This window comes from Streptomyces thermospinosisporus, from assembly GCF_039526425.1.
In the GTDB taxonomy this organism is placed as follows: Bacteria; Actinomycetota; Actinomycetes; order Streptomycetales; family Streptomycetaceae; genus Streptomyces; species Streptomyces thermocarboxydovorans.
Window position 1 is genome coordinate 15,882 of the sequence record NZ_BAAAIZ010000077.1, and the last position, 23,014, is coordinate 38,895.

Here is a 23,014-nt window from a genome sequence, read left to right on the forward strand (position 1 = left end):
GCCAGGCTGACCGGACCGTGGCGCGCCTCGGCCACGGCACTGGCCGCCGGTGCGGTGATGGGCACGCAGTCGGTCCTCCTGGCGGCGACCGTCGACGAGCTGCGCCACGGCCTCCTCGCGGCACTGACGGCATGGCAGACCTACGCGCTGGTGGCGGCGAGCGTATGGGGACTGCTCCTCATCCAGAGCGCCTTCCAGCAGGGCCCGTTGGCGGCCGGCATGACCGTGATGGACGCGACGGAGCCGGCGGTGGCGGTGATCGTGGGCACGGTCCTGTTCGGGGAGTCGCTCCGCACGGGCTGGCCCCTGTCGGCGGCGACCCTGGCCGGCCTGCTGCTGGTCGCCGCGGGTATCGTGCGGCTCGACACCTCACCGGTGATCGCAGCACTGCACCGGCGCGAGGGGTGAGGCCAAGTCGCGTCGTCCGCTCCCGGAGGGGCAGGCCGGGTGGCGTCGGGCGCATGCTCTTGGAGTCCCCCGGGCCCGAGGCGGGCGTTGCTGCGGACGGCAGGCGTTGCTGCGGACGCCGCGTGCTGAGGCCCGTGGGCAGGCGTCCGCCGAGGCGGCAGTGCGCGCCGGGCGCCGCGCGGCAGGCGCGGCTTTGTGGAAGTGTGGATTTCTAGATTTCTAGATTTCTAGATTTGCGGACATGCCTGACGGCCCGTCGGAACGCCCACCACCCGCCAGCGGTCAAGGCCCCCACCCGCCAGAGGTCGCCGCGGCTGCGGAGACGACCAGCAGAAGATCCCCCACCAGGACCGGGCCCCGAATCGGGTGCGCAGTCCTGGCGGCGGCCGGGCGCCGATCGCCCTCCGGCGACCGGGGCCGCCGACCGAGGCCCACGGCTCGGCCGCAGCCGCACTGCCGCGTCAACCGCCCGCGCGGAATCCGATGCGGGCCGGGCGACCCGGGGCAGGCGCGGCTCGGCGGACGCCCCCTACCGGTGCACTGGACGGCCCGGCGTCCCCGGCGAGGCCGCCGCGGGCTGCGGGGACCAGACCGGGAGGAGGTCCTCCTCCAGGACGCGGTCCCAGGTCGGGTGGGCGGTTCTGGCGGCGGTGGCTGCGCGGGCGCCGATGGCATTCCGGTGGGCGGGGTCGGTGGCCAGGGTGGCGAGGGTGTCGGCCCAGGTGAGGGGGTCGTCGTAGGGGACGAGCACGCCGTCGCGGCCCGGTTCGGTGAGCCAGCTCGTGGTCTGGGCGCCCTCCGGAAGGACGACCGCCAGGCCGCCGGCCATCGCCTCGGCGACGACGTTGCCGCTGGTCTCCGTGCGGGAGGGGAGGGCGAAGATGTCGCAGGCCGCGTAGACGCGGGCGAGCCGGTCCTGGGGGACGGGGCCGAGGAGGGTGGCGTCGGGGCCGAGGACGCGCTTGACGTTCTCGGCCTCTGCGCCGGAGCCGGCCGTGACCAGGTGGGCGGCCACGCCGCGCTCGCGCAGCAGGCGCAGGCTCTCGGTGAGCAGCGGCACACCCTTGGTGGCGTCCAGCCGGCCGGCGAACAGTACCAGCGGGCGGTCGGCCGGGACGCCGTGGGTGCGGGTGAGCCAGGCGCGGGCGCCGGGGTCGGGCCGGAAGCGGGCGTGGTCGGTGCCGCGGCGCAGCAGCGCCACCCGGTGCGGCCCGAGGGTGCGGGCGAGTTCCGCGCGGGCCTGCGCCGTGGGGACGAGCACCTTCTCGCAGGCGTCCAGCAGCCGGTCCCGGCGCCGGCGCAGGGCGCGTTCCGCGTGCTCGGCGAGGAAGTCGCCGGCCGCCGGATGCGAGCCGGGCAGCCACCGGCCGGCCAGGTAGCGGGCGTAGACGGAGGCCAGCAGCGGGACGTCGGTGTGCACGGAGGCGACGAGCCGGGGGCGCCGGCCCTCGGGCCGTCCGCGGGCGAGCCGTACGGCGGTGGTGGCGAAGGCGAAGCTGTGGGTGAGGTGCCAGACGTCGTGCCGGGGCAGCAGCGCGGCGAGCCGGGGGTGGTGGGGCGCGAGGTCGCAGGGGTCCTCCGCGCTCTCCGCGGAGCGGAACGGCGCCGAGCTGAGCAGCGGGCGGAGCATGACCAGCCGGACGTGCGGCGCGAGGTGCTCGAGGTGTTCGCGCTCGCCGAGGAAGTAGACCGTCAGGTCGAGTCCGCTGCCGGCGGGCAGCCGGGCGGCGCTGTGCGCGAAGTGCTCCCAGCACTTCACCTGGCCGCCCGACGTGTCGCGTCGCAGCAGCTCGACCAGGACCGCGACCGAGGGCACGCACCCCCGTGTACCACCCGGTCGGGTGATCCAATCGCGACACCCGCCCAAAGATGTTGAATGTTTAAGGGAATAGGTCTACGGTGAGTGTTGTTGAGTTAGTTGAACATTAAACGTGATCTCGACACCGACGGCCGTCCCCTACAGGAGGAAGATCATGGGCATCTTCAACCGCAGCGACAACGACACCGCGACCGCCACGACCACGGTGAACCCGGACCTCGCCGCGCTGACCGGCGACTACACCATCGACCCCGCGCACACCACCCTCGGCTTCACCGCGCGGCACGCGATGGTGACCAACGTGAAGGGCGAGTTCCGGGAGTTCAGCGGCACCCTGCACCTGGACGGCACCGACCCGTCGAAGTCCACCGCCTCGATCGACGTGGTGATGGACAGCATCGACACCGGCAACGCCGACCGTGACAACCACCTGAGGAGCGCGGACTTCTTCGACACGGAGAAGTACCCGAAGATGACCTTCCGCTCGACCGCCGCGGAGGCCCTCGGCGGCGACCACTACCGCATCACCGGTGATCTGACGATCCGCGACGTCACCAAGCCGGTCACCATCGACCTGGAGTTCAACGGCGCCGCCAAGGACCCGTTCGGCAACGAGCGCGTGGGCTTCGAGGGCAAGGCCGAGATCCTGCGCTCCGACTGGGGTCTGACCTGGAACGCGGCGCTGGAGACGGGCGGTGTCCTGGTCTCGGACAAGATCAAGCTGAACTTCGACATCTCGGCGATCCGCAAGGCCTGACCGGATCGCCCGGTCCCGCCGCCCGGGACCGGGCATTCTGAGCGCGCCCGCCCCTCCCACTCCCCGTGAGGAAGGGCGGGCGCTCGGTGTGTGGGCGCCCGGCAACTGCGGGAAGCCTCAGAATCCGCCCCCGAAGTCACCGCCGCCGCCGAAGTCGCCCCCTCCGAAACCTCCGCCGAAGCCGCCGCCGAAGTCGCCGCCGTCGAAGTCCGCGCCGGAGACGTCGCCGCCCTCGTAGCCGCCGAAGTCGCCGTAGCCGGCGCCGTAGTCGGCCGCGTAGGCGGAGCCGGCCATCATGTTGCCGAGCATGGTGCCGATGAGCAGGCCGGGCAGGATGCCGCCGCCGAAGTAGCCGCCCACCCAGGGGCCGTAGGCCGGGCCCGCCTCCCAGTAGGGGCGGCGTCCGTACTCGGTGTCGACCTCGCGGACCGCCGGGTCCCGGCCCTCGGCCAGGCGGACGCGGTCGGCCTCGCAGACCGGGACCTCGCGCTCGGCACCGCCCGGCGGAGTCCAGGGCGCGTCGGCGACCGAGGGGCCGTGACGCGGGTCGAAGAAGCAGGGCGGGCGCCGCTCGGGCAGGTCGCGGCCCTCGCGGCGGGCGGCGAGGCAGGCCAGGGCGAAGCGGCCGTCCTCCACGGCCTGGGTGACCGCCCGCACGTCCTCCGGCTTGCGGACCTGCTCCATCAGCCGTTTGGACTGCTCGTAGGCGTCCAGCGCGCGCTCGTAGTCGGCGCGCATCGCGTCGTCGGCACCCGGTTCGCCGGGGTGGAAGTCGAGCCGGTCCAGCTCCTCGCCGAAGGCGGTGATGTCCTCGTCGACCACCACGCGCAGCCTCTCCAGCGCGGCCCGCTGCTCCTCCTCGTGGCGCCGCCGGTTGCGGCGGGCCACGGCGTAGGCGCCCGCACCGCCCGCGGCGAGCAGCGCACCGGTGGTGATCAGGCCGCCGACCGGGACGTCCACGCCGCCGCCCTGGTCCCAGGAGCCCGGCGCCGAACCGCCGAGGTTGCGCAGCGCGCTGTCGACGAAGTCGTTCAGCTGGGCCTTGGCGTCGCCGGCGTCCTGCACGGAGGCGACCAGGTTCTGCACGCCCTGGTTGCTCAGCACGCTGCTGTCGGCGCGGGCGTCGAAGCGGTCGCCGAGCCGGACCCCGTACAGGCCGGTGATGCCGGTCTCGGTGCGCAGCTCGCGCCAGAACTGGTCGCCGGTCGGGAAGTCGGCCGGGAGGACGGCGACGAAGACGGGCTTGCCGGCGTCCTCGATCTTGCCGGCGAGGGCCTCGGCGTCCGACGCCGACAGGATGTCCCGGGCCCCGGGATCCACGTAGACGGGACTCTCGCGCAGCCCGGCGGCGACGGCCGAGAGGTCGTCGGTGGCCGCATGCGCACCCGGCGCACCGGCCAGCAGCGCCGCCAGCGCGGCGGCGATCGGCACGATCAAAAGGCGTACGAGGGTACGCACCGGTGCGGCCTTCATATGTTCGAAGCTACCCGAACCGGTACACAAACGGACATACCTCCCGGCGGGAACTTGCGCCGCCCGCCCCGCCGGGACCGGATGCCCGAGCGCCCGGGCCGGTTACCCGGCCGGTGCGACGCCCGCGCGGAGCAGGCCGTAGGTGTAGGCGTCCTCCAGGGCCTGCCAGGACGCGGCGATCACGTTCTCCGCGACGCCGACCGTGGACCACTCCCCCGCGCCGTCGGAGGTGGAGATCAGCACCCGGGTGGTGGACTGGGTGCCGTGCTTGCCCTCGAGGATGCGCACCTTGTAGTCGACCAGCTCCAGCTTGGCGAGCTGCGGGTAGATCTTCTCCAGGGCGACCCGCAGGGCGCGGTCGAGGGCGTTGACCGGGCCGTTGCCCTCGGCGGTGGCCACGATGCGCTCGCTCTTGGCCCACAGCTTCACCGTGGCCTCGTTGGCGTGGCTGCCGTCGGGGCGGTCCTCGACGATGGCGCGCCAGGACTCGACCTGGAAGTACTTCAGCGGCTTGCCCTCGACCTCGGCGCGCAGCAGCAGCTCGAAGGAGGCGTCGGCGGCCTCGTAGGTGTAGCCCTCGAGCTCGCGCTCCTTGACCCGTTCGACAACCCGGGCGACCAGCTCGCGGTCGTCGCCGAGGTCGATGCCGAGCTCCTTGCCCTTGAGCTCGACGGAGGCGCGTCCGGCCATGTCGGAGACCAGCATCCGCATGGTGTTGCCGACCTGCTCGGGGTCGATGTGCTGGTACAGGTCCGGGTCGACCTTGATGGCGGAGGCGTGCAGCCCGGCCTTGTGCGCGAAGGCGGAGAGGCCGACGTAGGGCTGGTGGGTGGAGGGGGTGAGGTTGACGACCTCGGCGATGGCGTGGGAGATGCGGGTCATCTCGCGCAGCCGGCCCTCGGGCAGCACCTTCTTGCCGTACTTCAGCTCCAGCGCGGCCACCACCGGGAACAGGTTGGCGTTGCCGACCCGCTCGCCGTAGCCGTTGGCGGTGCACTGCACATGGGTGGCGCCGGCGTCGACGGCGGCCAGGGTGTTGGCGACCGCGCAGCCGGTGTCGTCCTGGGCGTGGATGCCGAGGCGGGCGCCGGTGTCGGCGAGCACGGTCGAGACCACGGCCTGGATCTGGGCGGGGAGCATGCCGCCGTTGGTGTCGCACAGGACCACCACGTCGGCGCCGGCGTCGGCGGCGGTGCGGACGACCTTCTTGGCGTACTCGGGGTTGGCGCGGTAGCCGTCGAAGAAGTGCTCGCAGTCGACGAACACCCGGCGGCCCTGGGCGCGCAGGTGGGAGACGGTGTCGCGGACCATCTCCAGGTTCTCCTCGAGGGTGGTGCGCAGGGCGAGCTCGACATGCCGGTCATGGGACTTGGCGACCAGGGTGATGACCGGGGCGCCGGACTCCAGCAGCGCCTTGACCTGCGGGTCCTTGGCGGCGGTGGTGCCCGCGCGGCGGGTGGACCCGAAGGCGACCAGCTGGGCGTGCTGGAACTCGATCTCCTGCCGTGCGCGGGCGAAGAACTCGGTGTCCCGAGGGTTGGCGCCCGGCCAGCCGCCCTCGATGAAGCCCACGCCGAACTCGTCCAGGTGCCGGGCGATGGCCAGCTTGTCGGCGACCGTGAGGTTGATGCCCTCGCGCTGGGCGCCGTCGCGCAGAGTGGTGTCGAAGACGTGGAACGAGTCGTCGAGCTCGCTGGTTGCGGTCATGGTCTGAAGGCTCCTGAAGTTGGATCTCGGTCTACCGGAATGACCGGCTCCACCGTCCCCCCATGGTCCCTCGCGCTCGCCTCCCGGCGGTGGGTGGGGCCGGGAAACAGAAAAACCTCTCGCGGGTGCGAGAGGTCTGCGCGCGGGTCGAGGACGACGGTGTCCGCCCGTACGGTGTCGTACGTGACGGTCACTGCGGACCGGCGCGCCTGCTGCCAATAATCGTGGCGAACGAGAGCACGGGGGCAGTCTGGCACAATCCGCCCCCGCGCTCCCCGGCTGTCTCAGGATGCGGGCGGTGGGTGGTCAGCGCAGCCGGCGCAGGAACCCGTCGACGCTGCCGTTGGTGTCACCGGCGACGAGCTGGGACGAGCCGCTGCTGAAGCCGATGTGCGTCCGCGGCTCGGGGGCGGCCATGGCCGGCGCAAGCGTCACCAGCGTCAGCGCTCCCGCGACCAGCCCGACGAGCACCGCCCGCCGCCGGGTCAATCGGACGTATTACGTACAACCCGGGCGGCCTCTCAAGCGTCTGCGAGCAGCGTCTCCTCGAGGAACTCCCGTACGTGGCCGAGGACCTGGGGCCGGTCGGTGCCGCGCAGCCCGATCGCCACATGGATGGAGAGGCCGTCGAGCAGGGCGCGCAGCCGGGCGGCGTAGCGGTCGGGGTCGACCCGGCGGAACTCGCCGCGCGAGATGCCCTCGGCGAGCAGCGCGACCAGATCGCGGTGCCAGGCGCCCTCGATGGCCGCCTGCCGGTCGCGGGCGTCGTCGTCGGCGTTCTGCGAGCGGTTCCAGACCTCCAGCCACAGCGTCCAGTGCGGGTCGCGGTGGCCGTCGGGGACGTACAGGTCGACGTAGGCGTCGAGGCGTTCGCGGGCGGGTGCGGCGCGGGCGAGCAGGCGGGAGCGGGCGGCGCCCAGGCGGCCCTCGCTCCACTCCAGGGTCTGCAGCAGCAGCTCGTCCTTGCTGTGGAAGTAGTAGACGAGATGCCCGCTGCTCATGCCGACCGTGCGGCCGAGCGCGGCCATGGTGAGCTTCTCCAGGCCGCGCTCGGCGATCATCTCCATGGCGGCGGCGAGCACGTCCTCGCGCGGCGGAGCCTGTCTGCGCCCACCGGCCATGCCCTGCTCCCGGATGTTCTAGATCTTCGGCTGCTGCTGGGTGATGCAGTGGATGCCCCCGCCACCCGCGAAGATCGTACGCGCGTCCACCAGGGTCACGGTCCGGCCCGGGTGCAGCCGGCGGAAGATGCCGGCGGCCGTCTCGTCACGGGGGTCGTCGAAGGCGCACAGGACCACGCCTCCGTTGCACAGGTAGTGGTTGATGTAGGAGTAGTCGGCCCAGTGGCCGTCGGCCTCCAGGACGGTCGGGGCGGGCACCTCGACGACCTCCAGGCGGCGGCCCCGGGCGTCGGTGGCGGACCTGAGGATGCCGATGGCCTCCTCGGTCACCTGGTGGTCGGGGTGCGCCGGGTCCGGCTGGCGGTGGGCGACGACCACGCCGGGCCGGGCGAAGGCGGCCACGATGTCGACATGTCCGAGCGTCCCGTAGCCGAACGGCGGATAGTCGCCGGTGAGTCCGCGCGGCAGCCAGATGGCCTTGCGGGTGCCCAGGTGGGCGTGGATCTCCGCCTCCACCTGCTCGCGGGTCCAGCCGGGGTTGCGCTCCGGGCCCAGCTGCACCGTCTCGGTGAGCAGCACGGTGCCCTCGCCGTCCACATGGATGCCGCCGCCCTCGTTGACCAGGCGGGAGGTGTAGGTCTGCGCCCCCGCGAGATCGGCGACATGGGCGGCGATCTTGGCGTCGTGCTCCCAGCGGGCCCACGGCTGGGCGCCCCAGCCGTTGAACGTCCAGTCGACGGCCGCGAGACGCGAGCCGTCGGTGAGGAAGGTCGGGCCGATGTCGCGCATCCAGGCGTCGTCCAGCTCGCGTTCCACCGTGTCGATCCCCTCGCCCAGCAGCGCCCGCGCCCCGGCCGCCTGGCCGGGGCCGCACACCACCGTGACCGGTTCGAACCGGCGGACCGCGCGGGCCACCGCGGCCCAGGCCGCGCGGGCGGCGGCCAGCTCCCCGGGGTCGGAGAAGGTGTGGTTGGGGCCGGGCCAGGCCATCCAGGTGCGCTCGTGCGGGGCCCATTCCGGGGGCATGCGGAATCCGTCGGCGGCGGGCGTGTTCATGCGTGGGTCCTCGGGTTCATGGGGGTCCTCGAATTCATGGGTCCGCAGGGTCGTGCGTGGGTCTCCAAGGCAGTGGAGCCTCGGAGGAGGTGGAGCGTCAGAGGAAGTACAGGCGGTTGAGGGAGACGGACTCGGCGGGCTCGGAGCGCAGCGGTTCTCCGTCCAGCGTGACCAGCCCGGTGCGCTGGTCGACGTCGACCTGTCCGGTACGGGTGTTGAGCAGCAGGTCGGCGGGCCCGATCCCGCGGGTGCCGCGTACGGCGACCCGCCGGCGCCGGGTCGGCAGGGTGTCGTTCCCCTGCTCCAGGGCGGCCCTGGCGACGAACGCCACGGAGAGGTCGGCCGGGGTGGCGCCGTGCGCCCCGAACTGCGGCCCCAGGACAAGGGGTTCGCAGGTGTCGGTGGCCGCGTTGGGGTCGCCGGTGACGCCATAGGCGGGGAAACCGGCCTTGAGGACGAGCTGCGGCTTGGCCCCGAAGTACTCCGGCCGCCACAGCACGATGTCGGCGAGCTTGCCCACCTCGAGGGAGCCGACCTCGTGCGCCAGGCCGTGGGCGATGGCCGGGTTGATGGTGAGCTTGGCCAGGTAGCGCAGCACGCGCTCGTTGTCGTGCTCGTCCGGTCCGCCGCGCTCGGCCTTCATCTTCCCGGCCATGGCGAAGGTGCGGCGCACGGTCTCACCGGCCCGCCCCATGCCCTGCGCGTCCGAGGAGGTGATGCCGATGGCGCCCAGGTCGTGCAGGACGTCCTCGGCGCCCATGGTCCCGGCCCGGATCCGGTCGCGGGCCATGGCGGCGTCGCCCGGCAGGTCGGGCTTGAGGTCGTGGACGGACACGATCATGCCGTGGTGCTCGGCGACCGCGTCCCGCCCGAACGGCAGCGTGGGGTTGGTGGAGGAGCCGATGACGTTCTCCACGCCCGCCATCCTCAGCACGTTCGGGACGTGCCCGCCGCCGCAGCCCTCGATGTGGAAGGCGTGGATGGTCCGGCCCTCCAGCACCCGCAGGGTGTCCTCCACGGACAGGCACTCGTTCAGCCCGTCGCTGTGCAGGGCCACTTGGACGTCGTGCTCCTCGGCCACGCGCAGCGCCGTGTCCAGCGCCCGGGTGTGGGCGCCCATGTCCTCGTGCACCTTGAAGCCGCACGCCCCGCCCTCGGCCAGCGCCTCGACCAGCGGCGCCGGGCGGGAGGAGGAACCCCGGCCCAGGAAGCCGATGTTGACCGGCCAGGCGTCGAAGGCGTTGAAGGCGTGCCCGAGCGCCCAGGGCGAGTTGACGCCCACGCCCCACACGGGCCCGAACTCCTGCCCGATGATCGTGGTCACCCCGGAGGCGAGCGAGGCCTCCATGATGCGCGGCGACAGCAGATGCACATGGGTGTCGACGGCCCCGGCGGTGGCGATGAGTCCCTCGCCGGACACGATCGAGGTGCCGGTGCCGACGACGACGTCCACGCCGTCCAGGGTGTCCGGGTTACCGGCCCGCCCGATGGCGCAGATGCGGCCCGCGCGGATGCCGATGGACGCCTTGCGGACGCCCTGAACGGCGTCGATCACCACGACGTTGCTGATCACGACGTCGCAGGTCTCGCGCACGGCGGCGGCCTTCAGATGCAGTCCGTCGCGGGCGGTCTTGCCGAACCCGGCGAGGAACTCGTCCCCGTGGCGCTGGGAGTCGGACTCGACGCGGACGGTCAGCCCCGAGTCGCCGAGCCGGATCCGGTCACCGGCGCGGGGGCCGTGCGTGGCGGCGTACTCGTACGGGGTGAGGCGGCGGGCCTCGGCGGGGTGCCCTCCGGGGCGGCTCATCGGCCGGCCTCCTCTGCGTCGGCCGCCGGGCGCCCGAAGCGTTCGGGGACCCCCAGATATCCGCAGGCGGCGGCCCGGCGCAGGGCCTCCTCCTTGGCTCCCGGTGCGTCCAGCGGCCCGTCGACGAGGCCGGCGAAGCCGTGGGCGATCCGCTCGCCGCCGATCGGCACCAGCCCCACCTCGGCGCTCTCCCCCGGCCCGAAGCGCACCGAGGAGCCGGCCGGTACGGCGAGGTGCATGCCGTAGGCCCGCTCACGGTCGAAGTCGAGCCGCGGGTTGGCCTCGAAGAAGTGGAAGTGCGAGGTGACCGAGACCGGCACCGCGGCGGTGTTGGTGACGGTGATCCGCACCGACGCCTCCGGCTCGGGATGCTCGGGCCCGGGCAGCAGCGCACCGGGCGCGTCCGGCCCCAGCGAGCCGCCGGCCGGACCACCGGTCCGGTCGCCGATCGGATCGGTGACCACCGCGAGGCGGGAGCCGTCGTCGAAAACCGCCTCCACCTGCACCTCGGTCACCACGTCCGCGACCCCTGGCAGCACGTCGTCCGGTCCGAGCACGGACCGGGCGCGCCCGATCGCCTCGGCGAGGCGGGCGCCGTCGCGGGCGGCCTCGCACACGGTGTCGGCGATCAGCGCGGTCGCCTCCGGCACGTTGAGCCGCAGTCCGCGCGCCCGGCGGGCCCGGGCGAGCTCGGCGGCCGAGAACAGCAGCAGCCGGTCCCGCTCGGTGGGTGTCAGTCGCACGACGGCGCACCTCCCTGCTCCACAAATTTGAGCGTCACTCTAAACCCAAGTTTTCAGCTTTCCAACCATTGACGCGAAGCCAGGGCCGGAGTCACATTGAGCGTTGCTCAAACGTCCTGCCGCGGCAGTGCGGCGACCGTCGAAGGAGACCAGCAATGCCGATGGAACAGCGCGGGGTCGACACCATCCCCGAGGAGGAACGCACCAGCGGGCCGCGCGATCTGGTGTCGATCCTGCTGGGCTCCAACCTCTGCCTGGGCGTGATCGTCTTCGGCTGGCTCCCGCCGTCCTTCGGTCTCGACTGGTGGGCCTCGGTCAGCTCGGTGGTGGCGGGCACGGTGGTGGGCACCCTGCTCACGGCGCCCCTGGCGCTGATCTCCCTGCGCACCGCGACCAACCTGTCCACCTCCTCCGGCGCCCAGTTCGGGGTGCGCGGACGGCTGGTCGGCTCGGTCGTGGGACTCCTGCTGGCCCTCGGCTACACCGCGCTGACGGTGTGGATCGGAGGCGATGTGATGGTGGCGGTGCTCGGCCGGATGTCCGGGATGCCGGCCGGTGACACCTCGTACGCCGTGGTCTACGGCCTGCTCGCGGCGGCGACCGTGGCGGGCGCGGTGTACGGCTACCGGGTGCTGCTGGCCATGTCCCGGGCCCTCGCCATCGGCATGACGCTCCTGCTGGTCCTGGGCCTGATCGCCTACGCACCCGACTTCACCACCGCCGCGCTCCCGGAGACCGGCGGCTACCTGCTGGACGGCTTCTGGCCCACCTGGCTGCTGGCCGCCGTGGCGGCGGGCCTGTCCGGGCCGATCGCCTTCATCACCCTGCTCGGCGACTACACCCGCTACATCTCCCCGGCCCGCCACTCCTCCCGGCGGGTGCTGCACGCGACCTGGCTGGGCCTGATGCTGGGCCTGCTGGTCCCCCAGCTCTTCGGCACGTTCACGGCGTACGCGGCCGGCGCGGCCCTGGACTACGCGGGACCGCTGGTGGACGCCGCGCCGGGCTGGTACCTGCTGCCGCTGCTGCTCGCCGCCTCGGCGGGCTCGGTCGGCAACGCGGGTCTGATGCTGTACTCGATGGGCCTGGACCTGGACGCGATCGTCCCGCGCGCGTCCCGGGCGACGGCCACCTGCATCGTCGCCGTCGTGGCCACCGCGTGTGTCTTCCTCGGCCACTACGGCTCGACGGCCCAGGACGCGATGACCTCCTTCGTCCTGCTGCTCACCGCGATCGGCACGCCGTGGGCCGTCATCACCCTGATCGGCCACGTCCGCTGCGGCGGCGTCTACGACCCGGACGCCCTCCAGGTCTTCAACCGCCGCTCACGGGGCGGCATCTACTGGTACCGCGGCGGCTGGAACCTGCCGGCCACGTTCTCCTGGGCGACGGGCGCGGTCGTCGGCGTCCTGTCCGTGTCCCTGCCGTCCTACGAGGGCCCGCTGCTGCCCCTCACCGGCGGCGTGGACTGCAGCTTCGTCCTCTCCGCCGTCACCGGCGGCCTGACGTACCTGCTGACGACCTCGTCCCGCCGGGCGACTCCCCGCCCGACCGAACCGGTACCGGCCGACCAGCTCGTCGGCTGACGCCACCGACGAAGTACTCAGAAACCGAAACGCCCACCCCTCCACCCACCGAGTCGGGTGGCGGGGTGGGCAGAGAACCGGGGGTCTGAGGGCGGAGCCCCCAGCAACGCCGCTCAGCCCAGCGGGTGCATCCACCCGTGCTTGTCCTCGGCCGTCCCCCGCTGAATATCCAGCAGCGCGCTCCGCAGCCGCAGGGTCACCTCACCCGGCTCCCCGCCCGACTGCTGCCACTCGGCCCCGGCCCGCTTGACCGTCCCGACCGGAGTGATCACCGCCGCCGTGCCGCAGGCGAACACCTCCGTCAGGCTCCCGTTCTCCGAGTCCCGCTGCCACTGCTCCACGGACACCCGCTCCTCGACCGCCTCGTACCCGAGGTCCCGGGCCACGGTGAGCAGCGAGTCACGCGTGACGCCCTCCAGGATCGAGCCGGTCAGCGTGGGCGTGACGATCTTGTCCCCGTACACGAAGTACAGGTTCATGCCGCCGAGTTCCTCGACCCACTTGTGCTCCACCGCGTCGAGGTAGCACACCTGGTCGCAGCCCTTGGCCGCCGCCTCCGCCTGCGCGAGCAGCGACGCCGCGTAGTTGCCGCCCGTCTTGGCCGCGCCCATGCCGCCCGGCACGGCCCGCACCCGGTCCTCGGACACCCAGATGGAGACCGGCTTCACACCACCGGGGAAGTACGCCCCGGCCGGCGAGGCGATCACCAGGAACAGGTACTCGTTGGCCGGCTTCACACCGAGCCCCACCTCGGTGGCGATCATGAACGGGCGCAGGTAGAGCGACTCCTCGCCGCCGTGCGCCGGCACCCACGCCTTGTCCTGCTTCACCAGCGCGTCGCACGCCTCGATGAACGTCTCGACCGGCAGCTCCGGCATGGCGAGCCGCCGCGCGGACCGCTGGAAGCGCTCGGCGTTCTGGTCGGGCCGGAAGGTGGCGACCGAGCCGTCGGGCTGGCGGTAGGCCTTCAGCCCCTCGAAGATCTCCTGCGCGTAGTGCAGCACGGTGGTCGCCGGGTCGAGCTGGATCGGCGCGTAGGGGACGAGCTGGCCGTCGTGCCAGCCGCGCCCCTCGGTCCACTTGATCGTCACCATGTGGTCGGTGAAGTGGCGGCCGAATCCCGGGTTGGCCAGGATCGCCTCCCGCTCCGCGTCCGAGAGAGGGTGGGCGGAGGGCTTGAGCTCGATCGTGGGCGTCGTCATGAGTGGTAGTCCTTCACCGAGTTGTAGTGACGGGCCGCGCACACGCCCCCACGGCCGGTGGCCGATGCTAGGACGTCCGAGCATTCCCTCATTCCGCGGCTCCGCGTTCGATTATCGCCCGGGGGCGCTCGCGGGCGGAACGGGGGGAATGCGGCCCGGTGGTCGAATGGTGGCACCCGGCTCGGGCATGCGAAAGCCGCCGGGTGCGTCCCGGCGGCTTCGCCTTACGGAGGGAAGTGGAACGCGCGCCGGTCAGCCCGCTACGCGTACGGCGAGCGCGTCGCCGATCTCGGAGGTGCTGCGGGCGGGCAGGGCGCCGCGCTCCGCGAGGTCGGCGGAGACGGCCTGCTCGATGCGGTCGGCCTCGGTGTCGTAGCCGAGGTGGCGCAGCAGCAGGGCGACGGACAGGACCGTCGCGGTGGGGTCGGCCTTGCCCTGGCCGGCGATGTCCGGGGCCGAGCCGTGCACCGGCTCGAACATGGACGGGAACTCGCGGCTGGGGTTGATGTTGCCGGAGGCCGCGACGCCGATGCCGCCGGAGACGGCCGCGGCGAGGTCGGTGATGATGTCGCCGAAGAGGTTGTCGGTGACGATCACGTCGAAGCGGCCGGGGTCGGTGACGAGGTAGATCGTCGCGGCGTCGACGTGGATGTAGTCGGTGGTGACCTCCGGGTACTCCTCGGCCACCTTGTTGAAGATGTTGGTCCACAGGTGGCCGGCGAAGGTCAGCACGTTGTTCTTGTGGACCAGGGTGAGCTTCTTGCGCGGGCGGGCCTGGGCGCGCTCGAAGGCGTCGCGGACCACGCGCTCGACACCGAAGGCGGTGTTGACGGAGACCTCGGTGGCGACCTCGTGCGGGGTGCCCTTGCGGATGGTGCCGCCGTTGCCCGTGTAGGGGCCCTCGGTGCCCTCGCGGACGACGATGAAGTCGATCTCGGGCTGCCCGGCGAGCGGCGTGGCCACGCCCGGGAGGAGCTTCGACGGGCGCAGGTTGACGTGGTGGTCGAAGGCGAAGCGGAGCTTGAGCAGGAAGCCGCGCTCGAGGACGCCGGAGGGGACGCTGGGGTCGCCGATGGCGCCGAGCAGGATGGCGTCGTGCTGCTTGAGCTGCTCCAGGTCGGCGTCGGTGAGGGTGTCGCCGGTGGCGTGGTAGCGGCGGGCGCCGAAGTCGTACTCCTTGGTCTCCAGCTTCACATCCTGCGGGAGGACGGCGGAGAGGACCTTCAGGCCTTCGGCCACTACCTCCTGGCCGATGCCGTCACCGGGGATCACTGCGAGATCGATGCTGCGAGACATGCGGGCACCCTACTCCTCGTCCCACGTGATGACATTGCATGTCCGCCATGCGGACATGCACGTGTCAGTGGCCCGTGGAGCCCCCGTTGTCGCGGCGGTCGAGGGCGCGCTGCAGCGCGGCGGCGGCGTTCTGGCGGTCGGACTCGCTGGAGGAGCGGGTGTGGCGGACGCGGCGGCGGACGGTCGTCTCGGCCATGAGGGATCGACTCCTTCGAGAAACGCTAAGCACAGGCGGAGTGCGCGGAATGCGGAAAACAGAGGTTCGAGACGCCGGAAGGGGCGGCGGGCCAAGGGGACCGCAGGGGTTGCCTGCACGGGGTCCGGCCCGGACCGCCATCGCTTGATCGAGCGAGACGTTCGGCTTCTACAAAGCTAGAGGAGCGCCCCGCTTCTGTCTCCACAATTAGTCGGACTTCCTACTATCTGAGACAGTGGGGTCCCTCACACACCCCTGACCTGCGCAAACGCTCAGAGCACATCGCCGTCGCGCCAGTCGAACACCAACTCGTGAGCGGGGTCGAGCGGGCCCGCGAGCGCGGGCCTGACGAAGGTGCAGCCCTCCTCCTCGGCCAGCCGGACCACCCCCTCGCGGCCGAGCCCGAAGATCTGTCCGTCCCACAGCTGCCAGCCGCGCGCCCGGTACAGCAGGGCGCCCTCGTCGCCGGCGGACAGCATTCCGGCGTCGTACGCCCGGTCGACGATCCGCTCCAGCTCCGCCATCACCCGGCCGCCGAGCCCGGTCCGCCGCACGTCCCGGCGTACCCCCACGGCCTCGACGTACCCGACGCGCAGCCACCGCTCCCGGTGCCGCACCCGCCGCATCACCACGGAGCCGTGGGCGGCGAGGCCGGACGCGTCGTGGGCCAGCACATGCAGGCCGCCCAGCGCGTGCTCCCAGTCCTCCTCGCCGAGGTCGCCGTCGAAGGCGTCGGTCAAAAGGGACCGCACCCCGTCGAGTTCGGCGGGGGCGAGGTCGGCGGTGTGGGCGGTGCGCAGCCAGACGGTCATGCGGCCAGTATCGGACCGCTGATCCCCTTCCGACCGGACGGGCGGAGGGATCCGGACAACGGGCGAAGGATCCGGACAAGCGGACGGAGCGGATGCGTGCCCGCCCCGGACACACCACGGGTGCCTGGTCCCGGACAGACGAACGGACCCGGCGCGCGGCCGGGCCCGGAGGGGCGGACGGGCCAGGTCCGGGGGAGAGACCTGGCCCGTCCGGGATCGGAGGGTGTCAGCCCACGTGCGGCCGTCAGCCCATGTGCGGGTAGGTGTAGTCGGTCGGCGGGACCAGCGTCTCCTTGATGGCGCGGGTCAGCGTCCAGCGCATCAGGTTCTGCGGGGCGCCCGCCTTGTCGTTGGTGCCGGAGGCGCGGCCGCCGCCGAAGGGCTGCTGGCCGACCACGGCGCCGGTGGACTTGTCGTTGATGTAGAAGTTGCCGGCCGCGTAGCGCAGCTTCTCCATCGTGTAGGCCGCCGCGGCGCGGTCGTTGGCGATGACCGAGCCGGTGAGCGCGTAGTCGGAGACCGACTCCATCTGCGTCAGCATCTCGTCGTACTTGTCGTCCTCGTAGACGTACACGGCGAGGATCGGGCCGAAGTACTCGGTGCGGAACACCTCGTTCTCCGGGTCGGTGCACTCGATGACGGTCGGGCGGACGAAGTAGCCGACCGAGTCGTCGTAGGTGCCGCCCGCGACGATGGTGCAGGTGGGGTCCTCCTTGGCGCGGTCGATGGCGGCCTTGTTCTTGGCGAAGGCCCGCTCGTCGATGACGGCGCCGATGAAGTTGGACAGGTCGGTGACGTCACCCATGGCGATGCCGTCGGCCTCGGCCGCGAACTCCTCCTTGAAGCCGGAGTTCCAGATGGAGGCCGGGATGTAGGCGCGCGAGGTGGCCGAGCACTTCTGGCCCTGGTACTCGAAGGCACCGCGGGTCAGCGCGGTCTTCAGCACGGCGCGGTCGGCGCTCGGGTGGGCGACGACGAAGTCCTTGCCGCCGGTCTCGCCGACCAGGCGCGGGTAGGAGCGGTACTTCTCGATGTTGTTGCCGACCGTCTTCCACAGGTACTGGAAGGTCTTGGTCGAGCCGGTGAAGTGGATGCCGGCGAGGTCGCGGTGCTCCAGGGCGACCTTGGAGACCTCGATGCCGTCACCGGTGAGCAGGTTGATGACGCCCTTGGGCAGGCCGGCCTCCTCCAGCAGCTCCATGAGCAGGACGGCGGCCAGGGTCTGCGTCGGGGCGGGCTTCCACACCACGACGTTGCCCATCAGCGCGGGCGCGGTGGGCAGGTTGCCCGCGATGGCGCTGAAGTTGAACGGCGTGATGGCGTAGACGAAGCCCTCGAGCGGGCGGTGGTCGAGGCGGTTCCACACGCCCGGGGAGTTGGCCGGGGGCTGCTCGGCGAGGATCTGCCGGGCGTAGTACACGTTGAAGCGCCAGAAGTCGACCAGCTCGCAGGGGGTGTCGATCTCGGCCTGCTGGACGGTCTTGGACTGGCCCAGCATGGTGGCGGCGGCGATGGTCTCGCGCCAGGGGCCGGCCAGCAGCTCGGCGGCGCGCAGGATGATCGCCGCGCGGTCGTCGAAGGACATGGCGCGCCAGGCCGGCGCGGCGGCGAGCGCCGCGTCGATGGCGTCCTTGGCGTCCGCCTGGGTGGCGTGCCGGAAGGTGCCGAGGACGGCCTTGTGGTTGTGCGGCTGCACCACCTCGAACGGCTCGCCGCCGCCGAGGCGCTTCTCACCGCCGATGGTGCAGGGGAGGTCCCTGGGGTTCTCGGCGAGCTCCTTGAGCTTGGCCTCCAGCCGGGCGCGCTCGGGCGAGCCGGGGGCGTAGCCGTGCACCGGCTCGTTGACGGGGGTGGGGACCTGGGTCACAGCGTCCATGGGTTCCGTAACTCCTTGACTTGAGCGGGTGTTCGGGCTCAGCCCTTGCTGACCATCGACCGGACGAAGAAGCGCAGGTTCGCCGGCTTCTCCGCCAGGCGGCGCATGAAGTAGCCGTACCAGTCGGTGCCGTAGGCCGTGTAGACGCGCATGCGATGGCCCTCGGCGGCCAGGCGCAGGTGCTCGTCGCTGCGGATGCCGTAGAGCATCTGGAACTCGTACTCACCGGGCTTTCGCCCGGCGCGGCGGGCGAGTTCCTGGGCGATGGTGATCAGGCGCGGGTCGTGGGACCCGATCATCGGGTAGCCCTCGCCCTCCATCAGCGTCCTGAGGATGCGTACGTACGCCTTGTCGATCTCGTGCTTCTGCTGAAAGGCGACCTCGGCGGGCTCCTTGTAGGCGCCCTTCACCAACCGTACGCGAGAGCCGTTCGCGGCGAGGCGGCGCGCGTCCTGTTCGGTGCGGTAGAGGTAGGACTGGATGACGCAGCCGGTCTGCGGGAAGTCCTTCCGCAGCTCCTCGTGGATGGCGAACATCGAGTCGAGGGTGGTGTGGTCCTCGGCGTCGAGGGTGACCGTGGTGCCGATCTCGGCGGCGGCCTCGACGACGGGGCGGACGTTGGCGAGGGCCAGCTCGTGACCGCCGGGAAGCGCCTGGCCGAACATCGACAGCTTCACCGACATCTCCGCCCGGGTACCCAGCTTCAGCGGCTTGAGCCGGTCGATCAGCTCCAGGTAGGCGTCGCGGGCGCCGGCGGCCTGCTCGGGCGTCGTGATGTCCTCGCCGACGACGTCGAGGGTCACTTCCAGGCCCTTGCCGGTGAGCTCCTGGACGATCGGCAGGATGTCGTCGACGGTCTCGCCGGGTATGAAACGGTCGACGACCTGCTTGGTCACCGGGGCCGCCGAGATCAGGCGTCGCATCCGGTCGCTGCGCGACGCGGCGAGAATCACGGGACCCAGCACGGGGCACCTCCACAACTGTCGATGGCCGCACCCGACGGCCCGGGGACGGCACGGAGAACCACCGTGAAACCTAAGGATGACTCCGATCGTGGGCCATCGACAGCTGTCACGCATCCGTGCCGCAGATCTCAGACAGATGTATGAAGACCCTGGGATCCTGCGGGAGAATGCCCGGGTGACGTCCGAATACAGGGGTGACTACCAGGAGCTGGTGGACGAGATCTCCCAGCTGCTCGGCGCTCCGGCGACGCTGGAGAACCGCGACTTCGAGCTGATCGCCTTCGGCGCGTACGACGACGAGGGCGACCTCGATCCGTCCGCGCTGGACCCGGTGCGCACCCGCTCGATCCTGACCCGGCGTTCGACGCCCGCGGTGCGCGCCTGGTTCGAGTCCTTCGGCATCACCCGCGCGACCGGCCCGGTCCGCATCCCGCGCACCCCGGAGGCGGGCGTGCACCGGGGACGCATCTGCCTCCCGGTACGCCATCGGGGTGTGGTGCACGGCTATGTGTGGCTGCTGGACTACGACCCCGGCCCGACCGAGCGGCAGCTGGCGTCGGCGATGGAGGTGACCGCCCGGATCGGCGCGCTGCTCGCGGACGAGGCCCAGCACGGCGCCGACCTGACCCGCGAGCTGCGGGCGGTGCTCACCGCCGAGCGCGACTGGCAGCGCGACATGGCGGTCGCCGAGCTGCGCACGGCGCTGGGCCCCCGCGGGGAGGGTCTGCACACGGTGCTGTGCGTCGCCCCCTGGCCCTCGGCGGACCCCGACGACGCCCCGTCGGTGCGGACGATCCCGGGTGCGACGGCGCTGTGCACCCTGCCGTGGGGCGCGACCTCCCTCTCCCTGGCGCTGCTGCTGCGGCTGCGGTCGAGCGATGTGCTGGCCCCGGCGCGCACCGCCGCCACCCGTCTGCTGGAGCGGGCCCGGCAGAGCGGCACCCCGGGCGCCAAGGGCACCCCGGCGGCCGGTATCGCCCCGCCCCGGGCGGATCTCGCCGAGCTGGGCACGGCCTGGGCGGAGGCCTCGGCCGCCGCCCGGGCGGCGCTGGCCGAGCCCCGGCTGGGCCCGGTCACCGAGTGGGCCTCGATCGGCCCCTTCCGGCTGCTGACCGCGCTGCCCCCGCAGGCGGCCCAGGACCCCGCGGTCACCCCGCTGCTCTCCCCCGCCCACTACGAGCTGGCGCACACCGCCGAGGTATATCTCGACTGCGCCGGACAGGCCGGCCGCACCGCCGCCGAGCTGGGCATCCACCGCCAGACCCTGTACTACCGCCTGTCCCGCATCGAGCAGCTCACCGGCCTGGACCTGGACGACGGCGAGGACCGCCTGTTGCTGCACATGGCGCTCAAGGCGAACCGCCTGTAGCGCGGGCCGCCTCGATCACCCGGCGCAGGCCCGCGGCGAGCTGCCCGGCCTCCGGCGCGGAGTCCGGGTCGAAGGACCACTGGGCGATCAGGCCCGTCATCAGGGTGACGTAGAACGCGCCCACGGTGTCCGCGGTCTCGTCGGAGACGTCCTGCTCCGTGCCGCCCATCAGCAGCGGCACCAGCCCGCGCCCGGCCTCCCGCTGGGCGCGGGCGAGGCTTTCGCGCACCTCGGGCATGCGGTCGCCGAGGGCGAGGACCTCCATGCTGAGCCGCCACACGGAGGAGGGCTGCTTCATGGTGCCGATGATGTTGGACCACACACGCTCGAAGCGCTCCACGGAGCCGGGCTCGGTGTCGTCCAGATTGCCCTGGTCGAAGGCGTCGCCCGTCTCCGCGACCAGGGCGAGGTAGGCCTGCACGAGCAGCGCGTCCTTGGAGCCGTAGTGGTAGCCGATGGACGCCAGGTTGGTCCCGGACTCACGGACGATGTCGCGCGCCGTGGTGCGCACGAACCCCTTCTGAAGCAGGCAGCGCTTGGCGCCCTCGAGCAGATCCTCGCGGTGTCCCATGGCGTCACCCTACCCCGGTTCACACACCCGTCTTATACATGCGTTCTATACAAGCGTTCTATACAAACGTTTAAGACGCGTGTACATTCGCTCGCATGACGAATCCGGCAACCTCCGCACCCGCTCCCGCCCGCGCCGGGCGCCGCGAATGGACCGCTCGTGGCCGCCGAACTCCCGGGGCGCGCGGGAGACGCCCTGGCGACGGCGGCTCGCGAGGCCTTCACCAGCGGCATGCAGGGCGCGGCGATCGCGGGCGCGGTCGTTCTGACTGCGGCAGCCGCACTGGCGGCGAGGTCACTGCGGGGCGTCAGGGATCAGAGGGATCAGAAGGAGACGGACGACGTCAGGATCGCCGCCTGAGCACAGCAAAGCGCCGGGCGAGTCGAGCAACGACTCGAACTCACCCGGCGCTCGCGTGGTCCTAGACCAGATTCACGGACCGAGCCGACGTAGCCCCGATCTCGGAAGCAACCTCGCTCAGCACCGGCGCCGGCACCGTGTCGTCCACCGTCAGCACCGCCAGCGCCTCACCGCCGACCGTCGACCGGGAGACCTGCATACCGGCGATGTTCAGCCCTGCCTCGCCGAGGATGCGGCCCACCGTGCCGACGACACCGGGCCGGTCCTCGTACCGCAGCACCACCATGTGGTCGGCGAGCGCGAGGTCGACGTCGTACTCCCCGACCGCCACGATCTTCTGGATGTGCTTGGGCCCGGCCAGCGTGCCGGAGACCGAGATCTCCTCGCCGTCGGCCAGTGTGCCCCGCACGGTGACCACATTGCGGTGGTCGGCCGACTCGGAGCTGGTGGTCAGCCGCACCTCGACACCGCGCTCCTGCGCGAACAGCGGGGCGTTGACGTAGGAGACCGTCTCGTCGACGACGTCCTCGAAGACGCCCTTGAGGGCGGACAGCTCCAGCACCTTCACGTCGTGCTGGGTGATCTCGCCGTACACCTCGACGTCCAGCCGCACGGCCACCTCGCCCGCGAGCGCGGTGAAGATCCGGCCGAGGCGCTCCGCGAGCGGCAGGCCCGGCTTGACGTCCTCGGCGATGACACCGCCCTGGACGTTCACCGCGTCCGGGACCAGCTCACCGGCGAGGGCGAGCCGCACCGAGCGGGCGACGGCGATACCGGCCTTCTCCTGCGCCTCGTCCGTGGAGGCACCGAGGTGCGGGGTGCACACCACCTGGTCGAACTCGAACAGCGGGGAGTCCGTGCAGGGCTCCTTGGCGTACACGTCGAGGCCGGCTCCGGCGACCCGGCCCTCCTTGAGCGCCGAGTACAGCGCCTGCTCGTCGACGATGCCGCCGCGGGCGGCGTTGATGATGCGCACGCTCGGCTTGACCTTGCGCAGCGCCTCCTCGCCGATGAGGCCGATGGTCTCGGGGGTCTTCGGCAGGTGGACGGTGATGAAGTCGGAGACCTCGAGCAGCTCGTCCAGGGACAGCACCTTGACGCCCATCTGCGCGGCCCGCGCGGGCTGCACATAGGGGTCGTAGGCGACGACCTTCATACCGAAGGCGCTCATCCGCTGTGCGACGAGGGCGCCGATCCGCCCCAGACCCACGACACCGAGGGTCTTCTCGGCGAGCTCGACGCCCGTGTACTTGCTCCGCTTCCACTCGCCGTTCTTCAGCGCGGCGTTGGCCTGCGGGATGTTGCGCGCGGTGGCGATGATCAGGCCGCAGGCGAGTTCCGCGGCCGTCACGATGTTGGAGGTGGGGGCGTTGACGACCATCACGCCGGCCTTGGTGGCGGCGGAGACGTCGACGTTGTCCAGGCCGACGCCGGCGCGGGCGACGACCTTGAGCTTGTTCGCCGCGGCGATCGCCTCCGCGTCGACCTTGGTGGCCGAGCGGATCAGGATCGCGTCCACGTCGGCGATGGCCGGGAGCAGCTCCGCGCGGTCGGCTCCGTTGCAGTGGCGGATCTCGAAGTCCGGCCCCAGCGCGTCGACGGTGGCGGGCGACAGCTCTTCAGCAATGAGTACGACGGGTTTCGAGCTCACGTGAGTCCTCACAAGTCCAATGCGGACGGCCGTCCCGACGGCCGCTGGCGGTGGAGGGATGCTTGCCGCGTGGAAGACGCACGACGCTGTGGGCCTGACGCGTATTAATGCAGCAGTGTAGTGGCGCCGAGGGGCTCGTCTTACGCCGCTTCGGAAGGATCACCCGGACGAGATGCTCCATTCCGGAAGGGTCCGGGCGCAGCCCGTGGCGGCGCCCCTGCCTCGGGTGCGCCGCCACG

Annotated in this window: 20 protein-coding genes and 1 pseudogene; 5 read left to right on the top strand and 16 right to left on the bottom strand. The window is 71.9% G+C overall.

Going from position 1 to position 23,014, the window contains the following annotated elements; translation table 11 throughout:
• The coding region (locus ABD207_RS23655; RefSeq protein ID WP_344015124.1) for a DMT family transporter at positions 1-408 on the top strand (408 nt) is incomplete at its 5' end.
• 529 nt (positions 409-937) lie between these two features.
• On the opposite strand, the gene ABD207_RS23660 is transcribed toward ABD207_RS23655, so the two are convergent.
• Entirely contained in the window at positions 938-2,224 is a 1,287-nt protein-coding gene (locus ABD207_RS23660; RefSeq protein WP_344015126.1) for a glycosyltransferase, read from the bottom strand.
• Between the two features lie 157 nt (positions 2,225-2,381).
• Between ABD207_RS23660 and ABD207_RS23665 the strand changes: the two genes are divergently transcribed.
• Positions 2,382-2,984, top strand: coding sequence for a YceI family protein (locus tag ABD207_RS23665; RefSeq protein ID WP_344015127.1), 603 nt, complete (start codon positions 2,382-2,384; stop codon positions 2,982-2,984).
• A 117-nt stretch (positions 2,985-3,101) separates the two neighbouring features.
• Here the strand turns inward: ABD207_RS23665 and ABD207_RS23670 are convergent, their stop codons facing one another.
• The 7 genes from ABD207_RS23670 to ureA all read right to left on the bottom strand — a co-directional run bounded on the left by ABD207_RS23670 (position 3,102) and on the right by ureA (position 10,891).
• The gene (locus tag ABD207_RS23670; RefSeq protein ID WP_344015128.1) at positions 3,102-4,457 is read right to left on the bottom strand and encodes a hypothetical protein; all 1,356 of its coding nucleotides are present in this window, start codon (positions 4,455-4,457) and stop codon (positions 3,102-3,104) included.
• A 102-nt stretch (positions 4,458-4,559) separates the two neighbouring features.
• The gene (cimA, locus tag ABD207_RS23675) at positions 4,560-6,164 is read right to left on the bottom strand and encodes a citramalate synthase (RefSeq protein ID WP_344015129.1); all 1,605 of its coding nucleotides are present in this window, start codon (positions 6,162-6,164) and stop codon (positions 4,560-4,562) included.
• A 306-nt stretch (positions 6,165-6,470) separates the two neighbouring features.
• The gene (locus tag ABD207_RS23680; RefSeq protein WP_344015130.1) at positions 6,471-6,653 is read right to left on the bottom strand and encodes a hypothetical protein; all 183 of its coding nucleotides are present in this window, start codon (positions 6,651-6,653) and stop codon (positions 6,471-6,473) included.
• Between the two features lie 32 nt (positions 6,654-6,685).
• Complete coding sequence (locus ABD207_RS23685) at positions 6,686-7,285, bottom strand: TetR/AcrR family transcriptional regulator (RefSeq protein ID WP_344015131.1); 600 nt, start codon at positions 7,283-7,285, stop codon at positions 6,686-6,688.
• A gap of 18 nt (positions 7,286-7,303) precedes the next feature.
• Positions 7,304-8,341, bottom strand: coding sequence for an agmatine deiminase family protein (locus tag ABD207_RS23690; RefSeq protein WP_344015133.1), 1,038 nt, complete (start codon positions 8,339-8,341; stop codon positions 7,304-7,306).
• Between the two features lie 97 nt (positions 8,342-8,438).
• Positions 8,439-10,148: an urease subunit alpha gene (locus tag ABD207_RS23695; RefSeq protein WP_344015134.1), complete on the bottom strand. Its 1,710-nt coding sequence runs from the start codon at positions 10,146-10,148 to the stop codon at positions 8,439-8,441.
• Positions 10,145-10,891 (bottom strand): urease subunit gamma, encoded by a 747-nt coding sequence (gene ureA / locus ABD207_RS23700; RefSeq protein WP_344015135.1) that lies wholly within the window; start codon positions 10,889-10,891, stop codon positions 10,145-10,147. The genes ABD207_RS23695 and ureA overlap by 4 nt, the downstream gene beginning before the upstream one ends.
• 155 nt (positions 10,892-11,046) lie before the next feature.
• On the opposite strand from ureA, the gene ABD207_RS23705 reads away from it, so the two are divergent.
• The gene (locus tag ABD207_RS23705) at positions 11,047-12,477 is read left to right on the top strand and encodes a cytosine permease (RefSeq protein ID WP_344015136.1); all 1,431 of its coding nucleotides are present in this window, start codon (positions 11,047-11,049) and stop codon (positions 12,475-12,477) included.
• Positions 12,478-12,590: 113 nt separating this feature from the next.
• On the opposite strand, the gene ABD207_RS23710 is transcribed toward ABD207_RS23705, so the two are convergent.
• From ABD207_RS23710 to ABD207_RS23735, 6 genes are all read right to left on the bottom strand, one after another.
• Positions 12,591-13,679: a branched-chain amino acid aminotransferase gene (locus ABD207_RS23710; RefSeq protein WP_344015137.1), complete on the bottom strand. Its 1,089-nt coding sequence runs from the start codon at positions 13,677-13,679 to the stop codon at positions 12,591-12,593.
• 252 nt (positions 13,680-13,931) lie between these two features.
• Positions 13,932-14,975: a 3-isopropylmalate dehydrogenase gene (locus ABD207_RS23715; protein ID WP_344004966.1), complete on the bottom strand. Its 1,044-nt coding sequence runs from the start codon at positions 14,973-14,975 to the stop codon at positions 13,932-13,934.
• Between the two features lie 64 nt (positions 14,976-15,039).
• Entirely contained in the window at positions 15,040-15,171 is a 132-nt protein-coding gene (locus tag ABD207_RS23720) for a hypothetical protein (RefSeq protein ID WP_277350731.1), read from the bottom strand.
• 272 nt (positions 15,172-15,443) lie between these two features.
• Complete coding sequence (locus ABD207_RS23725; RefSeq protein ID WP_344015139.1) at positions 15,444-15,983, bottom strand: GNAT family protein; 540 nt, start codon at positions 15,981-15,983, stop codon at positions 15,444-15,446.
• Positions 15,984-16,227: 244 nt separating this feature from the next.
• Positions 16,228-17,859: an L-glutamate gamma-semialdehyde dehydrogenase gene (pruA, locus tag ABD207_RS23730; protein ID WP_344015140.1), complete on the bottom strand. Its 1,632-nt coding sequence runs from the start codon at positions 17,857-17,859 to the stop codon at positions 16,228-16,230.
• A 38-nt stretch (positions 17,860-17,897) separates the two neighbouring features.
• On the bottom strand, positions 17,898-18,824 hold the full coding sequence (locus ABD207_RS23735; RefSeq protein ID WP_344015141.1) for a proline dehydrogenase family protein: 927 nt from the start codon (positions 18,822-18,824) through the stop codon (positions 17,898-17,900).
• A gap of 136 nt (positions 18,825-18,960) precedes the next feature.
• Here ABD207_RS23735 and ABD207_RS23740 point away from each other — a divergent pair, with 136 nt between their 5' ends.
• A complete protein-coding gene (locus ABD207_RS23740) occupies positions 18,961-20,193 on the top strand; it encodes a helix-turn-helix domain-containing protein (protein ID WP_344015142.1) in 1,233 nt (410 codons plus the stop codon).
• Here the strand turns inward: ABD207_RS23740 and ABD207_RS23745 are convergent.
• Complete coding sequence (locus tag ABD207_RS23745) at positions 20,174-20,764, bottom strand: TetR/AcrR family transcriptional regulator (RefSeq protein ID WP_344015143.1); 591 nt, start codon at positions 20,762-20,764, stop codon at positions 20,174-20,176. The two genes, ABD207_RS23740 and ABD207_RS23745, sit on opposite strands and share 20 nt — an antisense overlap.
• A gap of 117 nt (positions 20,765-20,881) precedes the next feature.
• On the opposite strand from ABD207_RS23745, the pseudogene ABD207_RS23750 reads away from it, so the two are divergent.
• Positions 20,882-21,124 (top strand): annotated as a pseudogene (locus ABD207_RS23750) (hypothetical protein); the annotation flags it as partial.
• Between the two features lie 61 nt (positions 21,125-21,185).
• Here ABD207_RS23750 and serA read toward each other — a convergent pair.
• Positions 21,186-22,775, bottom strand: coding sequence for a phosphoglycerate dehydrogenase (serA, locus tag ABD207_RS23755; protein ID WP_344004948.1), 1,590 nt, complete (start codon positions 22,773-22,775; stop codon positions 21,186-21,188).
• Between the last annotated feature and the right edge of the window lie 239 nt (positions 22,776-23,014).

What these genes read in the sequence shown, in the direction of transcription:
- ABD207_RS23665 (WP_344015127.1), top strand. Translation starts at nt 2,382, where the DNA reads ATGGGCATCTTCAACCGCAGCGACAACGACACCGCGACCGCCACGACC.
- ABD207_RS23670 (WP_344015128.1), bottom strand. Translation starts at nt 4,457, where the DNA reads ATGAAGGCCGCACCGGTGCGTACCCTCGTACGCCTTTTGATCGTGCCG.
- cimA (WP_344015129.1), bottom strand. Translation starts at nt 6,164, where the DNA reads ATGACCGCAACCAGCGAGCTCGACGACTCGTTCCACGTCTTCGACACC.
- ABD207_RS23685 (WP_344015131.1), bottom strand. Translation starts at nt 7,285, where the DNA reads ATGGCCGGTGGGCGCAGACAGGCTCCGCCGCGCGAGGACGTGCTCGCC.
- ABD207_RS23690 (WP_344015133.1), bottom strand. Translation starts at nt 8,341, where the DNA reads ATGAACACGCCCGCCGCCGACGGATTCCGCATGCCCCCGGAATGGGCC.
- ABD207_RS23695 (WP_344015134.1), bottom strand. Translation starts at nt 10,148, where the DNA reads ATGAGCCGCCCCGGAGGGCACCCCGCCGAGGCCCGCCGCCTCACCCCG.
- ABD207_RS23705 (WP_344015136.1), top strand. Translation starts at nt 11,047, where the DNA reads ATGCCGATGGAACAGCGCGGGGTCGACACCATCCCCGAGGAGGAACGC.
- ABD207_RS23710 (WP_344015137.1), bottom strand. Translation starts at nt 13,679, where the DNA reads ATGACGACGCCCACGATCGAGCTCAAGCCCTCCGCCCACCCTCTCTCG.
- ABD207_RS23715 (WP_344004966.1), bottom strand. Translation starts at nt 14,975, where the DNA reads ATGTCTCGCAGCATCGATCTCGCAGTGATCCCCGGTGACGGCATCGGC.
- ABD207_RS23720 (WP_277350731.1), bottom strand. Translation starts at nt 15,171, where the DNA reads ATGGCCGAGACGACCGTCCGCCGCCGCGTCCGCCACACCCGCTCCTCC.
- ABD207_RS23725 (WP_344015139.1), bottom strand. Translation starts at nt 15,983, where the DNA reads ATGACCGTCTGGCTGCGCACCGCCCACACCGCCGACCTCGCCCCCGCC.
- pruA (WP_344015140.1), bottom strand. Translation starts at nt 17,859, where the DNA reads ATGGACGCTGTGACCCAGGTCCCCACCCCCGTCAACGAGCCGGTGCAC.
- ABD207_RS23740 (WP_344015142.1), top strand. Translation starts at nt 18,961, where the DNA reads ATGTATGAAGACCCTGGGATCCTGCGGGAGAATGCCCGGGTGACGTCC.
- ABD207_RS23745 (WP_344015143.1), bottom strand. Translation starts at nt 20,764, where the DNA reads ATGGGACACCGCGAGGATCTGCTCGAGGGCGCCAAGCGCTGCCTGCTT.